Genomic DNA, 5886 nt, shown 5'->3' with positions numbered 1-5886 from the left:
GTGTAAGATATGGATCAGGAAATAATCACGTGATTTATCCAGCATTTTAACTGGGTAAAGTGTGAGATCAGGGGGAGACAACTATGCCCGAAAATAAGAATGGGTTCATGGGTGGTATGACCATGAATCGTCGTCAATTTGTCAAAATGATTGGCGGTGCCGCCGTGACGGTCAACATTATCCCTATCACTTCGGTATTTGCCAGTGATGGTGGTGGTACACAGCCGTCTCAAGGTTTTGAAGGCTGGCAAAAAAAGCCCGGCGAAGCGCGCTATCGTATTGATGGCCTTGCCAAAGTGACAGGCCAGAAAATCTATGCCAGAGATTTCAGAGCCAGAGATTTCCAAGGCGAAGGATGGCCTGTAAAAGAAGCCTCCATCCAGATCATGCGTGCGACAGATGTCGACCATATTTTTGAAACATTAGATTTGGATATCTTACCACCAGAGTTACGACCAGAAGTAATATATGCTGAGGATGTCAATCTGGACCTGCCTTCAACCATCACTTTTCCGTTGTTAGTCCCTCAAGGTCAACGTGCAGATTATTACGGTCAACCTGTTGCGTTTTTATTCTTCAAAACCGCCTATCAAATGCGCAAAGCCCAATATTATATCGAGTTTAATGAAGACTTCATAAAATATGGTGCGAAAGATACAGATCCAAGAATATGCCCGGACAATCCAAAAGAGTTTAAAGATCTGGATGGTCATTGCCTTTATGCCCCTCTAACCAATTATGTGCGTATCGCCGCAGATGGGCCAAAAGATGTATTTTCCTATGCAAAAAATGGGGGTGATTCAGATTACACAAAAAAATCTGAAGAATACCGTCGCCAGATAAAGTTGGATATCAGGTCTTCTGACTGGAATGTCTATGATCTAGAAGCTGATATGCCGGCCATGGATCCAGTATTTATGGAACCGGAAAGCGGCATTGCCTGGTATGATCAAAAAACGAAAACATTGAATATGGTTCTTGGCACCCAATCGCCTGACGGGGATGTTACAGAAGTTCTATCGATGCTTGAAAATAGTCAATCACCTATCAAGCCAACAACCGTGAATTTGATTTCATGTTATCCCGGTGGTGGCTTTGGGGGACGTGATAAATCCATGTTCACCATCAATCTGGCGATTGCGGCGGCTTATGCAAACGGACAACCTGTTCGCTTGGCTTATAACCGTTATGAACAATTCCAATCCGGCTTAAAACGTCATGCCTGTGATTTAAAAGAAACCTTGGCAGTCGATAGTGACGGCAAGATTCAAGCTATGACCACTGAAATGGTATTTGATGGCGGTGGCCGTCGCAACCTTAGCCCTTATGTGGCTTCACTTGCCGGTTTATGTGCGGGGGGTGGATACGAAATCCCGAGATCAGCGATCAAAACACATGCGAAATACACCACCAATATCCCGGGTGGATCACAGCGTGGATTTGGCGGACCACAAGCATTCTTTGCCATTGAGTCAGCCTTGGATGAAGCAGCTGTTAATTTGCAACTTTCGCCCTTTGAAATCCGACGCAGAAATATCATGAGACAGGGGTCACGAACCGTTGTTGGCGGGCCAGTTTCACAAAAACCTCGTTTCGATGAAATTATCGATCAGGCGGAAAAGCACCCGATTTGGACCAAGCGTGAAGAAAAGCGTAAGGCCTATGCCAAAGAAGGCCTTGATTATGGTGTTGGCTTTGCTATTTCCAATCAGGCATATGGTACATCCGGCGATGGGGTTGTCGGACAAGTTATTCTAAATACGGATGGCACTTTATCTGTCAGCAGCAGCTATGTGGATATGGGCAATGGGTCCGCAACTACCCTTGCGGTTGCAACGGCCAAACATCTGGGTGCCAATGCCGATAACATCAATATGGGTGATGCAGAATTATGGCCATCCATGGGCATGACCACAGACCCTAGTTATACTTGGGATGATAATAAAAAGTACACAGCCAGCAGTGTTGGTTCCTCCAGTGCGTGCTTATGTGCCTTCCATCAGGTACATGCTGTTGAACAAGCATCTCTTGTTCTTTTAGAGCTTGCAATCCTTCCGGTCGCTGAAAAGCATTGGGGATTAGAAAAAGGTAGCTTAAAGGCAGATTCCGTCACATGGCAGGATGGCTATCTAAAGACAAAAGACGGATCACAGCCGCCTATCGCACGTGAGAAATTAATCAGTACAGTTCATAAGCTTGGCGGCATTACAGGGATTCTAGTCCATGCCTATTTCCGCGAAATTTGGGTGAATTCTGAATTCAATATCTCTAACCAAGAATATAACTGGGATATTGATGGTTTAAGTGTTTATTACAGCGGCACAAATCCAGATGAACCACCTGCACCAATCTGGCGAAAAGGCGTAAATAAAACTCCGTCTCCTGAAAGTGGTCGATATTCACGCACACGTTTTGCTCCATGCGGGAATTTAATGGGTGTGACGGTTGATCGCAAAACAGGTGTTGTAACCGTTGTTGATTCTCTTAGCGTCTTAAATGCAGGCCCGATCATTACAGAAGGCCTTGTTTCTGGTCAAAGTCAAGGCGGGGTCGCCATGGCTATCGGCTATTCTTTACTGGAAGATATTAAACCGGGCAGTGAAGGCCCCGCTGATGGGCGATGGAATCTTGATCGTTATCATGTGGCCTTGTCCAGAGACATCGCCCTTCATTCCCAAGAATTAAAGGTTCTTGATCCTTTAGATAGGCATGAAAAATCAAATGGTATTGCCGAAGCCGTGATGTGTTCTGTCGCACCTGCTATCTCCAATGCCATTTATGATGCGTCCCAAATTCGGATGCGGTCTTTACCCTTTACCTCTTCCAAGATCATGGAGGCACTGAAATCATGAGTACAGTTAGCTTTTACGTAAACCAACAACTGGTAACGGTGAATGAAGACCTCTTTGAGATGCCGTTAATGGAATATCTACAAGACGAAATGGGGTTAACGGGAACCAAATTCTGCTGTGGCATTGGCGTATGTCGTGCTTGTACCGTTTCTGTGCAGCGACAACCGGATTCCCCACGGGAAGTTATGTTATCCTGCTCCACACCATTATCGCAGATGCAAGGTGTTCAGGTAGACACCATTGAATCTGTTGGTGAGCCGGAAAAATTGCATCCCTTACAACAGGCTTTCCTTGATAAGTTTGCCTTCCAATGCGGCTATTGCACATCTGGTTTTTTGATGGCGGCCTATAGCCTCTGGGATCGCTTAAAAAGAGCCCCGATCAATAAAGACGATCTTGATCGGGTGATTGAAAATGCGGTGGGGGAGCATATCTGCCGATGCACAGGTTATATCCGATATCATGAAGCGATAAAGACTGCAATTATCGAAGAAGGAGGCATGGTGTCATGAGATATTTAAATCTAAAACTTCCTCTTCTTCTTTTGGGGATCGCATTTAGTTTTGCGCAAAGTGGTACAGCCAAGGCAGAGTCCCAAGATATTATCGAATATGGAAAAATGTGTGCCGCTGCAATCAAATCTATCCCGGCTTTTGATTGTATGGAAGGGACCGTCATCCCTATCACGGTTAATGGAAAAACACCGGATAGATATTACCCTGATATGGATTGTGACCGTCCATCCTTATTGAATTTTGGAAAAGGAACCGATGGTCAATGTACCCCTTTTTCTAGAATTTTAAATTTATCTGACGGAGATCGTCAGGTATCGGCCCTTTGTCGTCGTAAATTTATCCGTGATGAATTTAGTACTGAATTTGATGAGATTGACATTGTTGCCCATAATGTCAGCGATGGCAGTACATGCTGGTTTCAGGCGACACCTGCAGAAGGTCAGACTATAGATGGCAGTGATGTACCATCGCCCGATGGCGAAACCGACCCGTTGCGTATTAAATTAACTCGGTCTATCTGGAATCCACCTCAAGAAGTGGCTAAAGACGGTTGTGGAAATTGTCATGACAATGATCCATTCATGCACAGCCCCTATATTGGTCAGGTCTGGGATCAAGTCCCAACCAATCCATTTGGATGGTATAAACATCTAGGGCCAGACTTTAAGGAATGGAAACATGTTTCCATCTCGACACGTGGTAACAATTGCACAAGTTGCCATCGTTTGGGAACCCAGTTTACAGGTGGGCAAGCCACGGAAGAAGCGATTGGCATATTCCCCATCGCAAATGCGAATGAAAATGCAAGATCTTATCCGTTAAATCATTCCATGCCTGTCGGAAATCCTTACAGTTTGGAACAATGGAAAACCATCTATCAGCATTCAGTTGATCGTATAACGGAATGCCATGAGGACAATAATGCCTCCGGCTGCATCATAACGCCAATCACTGGACGACCTGAATAATCAATTTATTCTTTAGTAAAAAAAAGGGGCAGCGTTTTCCACTGCCCCTTTTACTTTATGAACAAAGCTATTCTTCAAACGTTAGAGTTTCACTTTCCTAAGTGCCACAAAATGTCTGAAAATGATGCCCAGACTGCATGGGGGATTGAAAATCCTGAAGTTGTGGATTGTCTTTATAAGGTTTGGTCACGACATCTAATAGCTTATTAAAGCGGGTCATCTGACCGCTATTTTCAGCAGCCTCTAACGCCTCTTCCACTAATTGGTTACGTGGAATAAATGCCGGGTTTTGACTTACTCTCAATGTCAAAGATTCTTGAGTATCTAATTCATCTTGATCCAATCGGACCTGCCAGCGCGCGAACCAATCTTGCATCTCTTGTTCTTGCCGAACACCAGCAAAAATTGCTTCTTCTAATGGTTTACTTTTGCTAAGTGCCCTAAATGCATTGGTATAATCAAGCTTATGTTTCAACAATAGATTTTGTAGATTCGCAATAAGCTCTGCATCCCCTTCTTGGCTTGCAGTAATACCAATTTTCTGCCCCATCATCTTTAAATAAGCTTGCTCAAATTTCGGCATAAAGCCCATGACTATTTCTTCAGCTTTCTCAAGTGCGGTATCCGCATCCTCATCAATCAACGGAAGTAACGTTTCTGACAAGCGCGCCAAATTCCATTGCGCGATTGGAGGCTGGTTGCCGAAGGCATAACGCCCTCGATGATCAATGGAACTAAACACAGTGGCCGGATCATAAGCTTCCATAAATGCACAAGGACCATAATCAATCGTTTCACCAGAAATTGTCATATTATCTGTATTCATCACCCCATGGATAAATCCAACGCGCATCCATTGGCATATCAAGTCGATCTGGCGATCCATAACCTGTTCAACAAAAGATAATGCTAAATTGTCAGCCTCCTTTATTTCCGGATAATGCCGATCAATACTATAGTTTAATAGCTGCTGAAGGCCTACTTGATCACGGCGCATTGCCGCATATTCAAATGTACCGACACGCAAATGACTATCTGCAATTCGGGTTAGGACAGCGCCAGTCAAAGCCCCTTCCCTAAAAACAGGCTCTCCGGTTGCAATCACAGCTAAACTTCGGGTCGTCTTAATACCAAGCGCAGCCATCGCTTCACTAATAATAAACTCCCGAAGCATAGGACCAAGTGCAGCGCGCCCATCGCCATTACGGGAGTAAGGTGTCTGACCTGACCCTTTCAGTTGGATGTCAAATCGTTTTCCATTTGGGGATACTTGCTCTCCGAGTAAAATTGCACGCCCATCCCCTAAAACATTTGGATGCCCAAATTGATGACCTGCATAGGCTTGTGCGATCGGATCCGCACCATCAGGCAAAACATTGCCTGCAAATATCTGTGCAAGCTCAGGATCGTCGTAAGAGGTGAAATCCAAACCTAATTCCCCCGCTAGGCTTTCATTAAAAATCACCATTTCCGGTGCACGCACGGCGACAGGTGACAAACGTGTATAAAAAATATCTTTTAGTCGACCATAACTATTATCAAACTGCCAAC

The 5886-nt window shown here is 44.7% G+C and carries 4 protein-coding genes; 3 read left to right on the top strand and 1 reads right to left on the bottom strand.

Features of this window, described 5'->3' with window-relative positions:
- The first annotated feature begins 83 nt into the window (after window positions 1–83).
- Genes E1160_RS00980 through E1160_RS00970 form a run of 3 tightly spaced genes read left to right on the top strand, consistent with a single transcriptional unit; the run spans window position 84 to window position 4335 of the window.
- A complete protein-coding gene (locus E1160_RS00980) occupies window positions 84–2852 on the top strand; it encodes a xanthine dehydrogenase family protein molybdopterin-binding subunit (protein WP_155153129.1) in 2769 nt (922 codons plus the stop codon).
- Window positions 2849–3364: a (2Fe-2S)-binding protein gene (locus tag E1160_RS00975; protein ID WP_155153128.1), complete on the top strand. Its 516-nt coding sequence runs from the start codon at window positions 2849–2851 to the stop codon at window positions 3362–3364. Before E1160_RS00980 ends, E1160_RS00975 begins: the two co-directional genes overlap by 4 nt.
- A complete protein-coding gene (locus E1160_RS00970) occupies window positions 3361–4335 on the top strand; it encodes a hypothetical protein (RefSeq protein ID WP_155153127.1) in 975 nt (324 codons plus the stop codon). Before E1160_RS00975 ends, E1160_RS00970 begins: the two co-directional genes overlap by 4 nt.
- A 97-nt stretch (window positions 4336–4432) precedes the next feature.
- On the opposite strand, the gene E1160_RS00965 is transcribed toward E1160_RS00970, so the two are convergent.
- A partial coding sequence (locus E1160_RS00965; protein WP_155153126.1) for a protein adenylyltransferase SelO occupies window positions 4433–5886 on the bottom strand: 1454 nt, incomplete at its 5' end.

The organism is Curvivirga aplysinae (assembly GCF_009711445.1).
In the GTDB taxonomy this organism is placed as follows: Bacteria; Pseudomonadota; Alphaproteobacteria; order UBA8366; family Aestuariispiraceae; genus Curvivirga; species Curvivirga aplysinae.
The sequence above is the reverse complement of the archived record's forward strand: the minus strand, read 5'-3'. Positions and strand labels throughout refer to the sequence as shown.

Bases quoted from the DNA above. Each gene is read 5' to 3' on its own strand.
- E1160_RS00980 (WP_155153129.1), top strand. From the start codon at position 84: ATGCCCGAAAATAAGAATGGGTTCATGGGTGGTATGACCATGAATCGT.
- E1160_RS00975 (WP_155153128.1), top strand. From the start codon at position 2,849: ATGAGTACAGTTAGCTTTTACGTAAACCAACAACTGGTAACGGTGAAT.
- E1160_RS00970 (WP_155153127.1), top strand. From the start codon at position 3,361: ATGAGATATTTAAATCTAAAACTTCCTCTTCTTCTTTTGGGGATCGCA.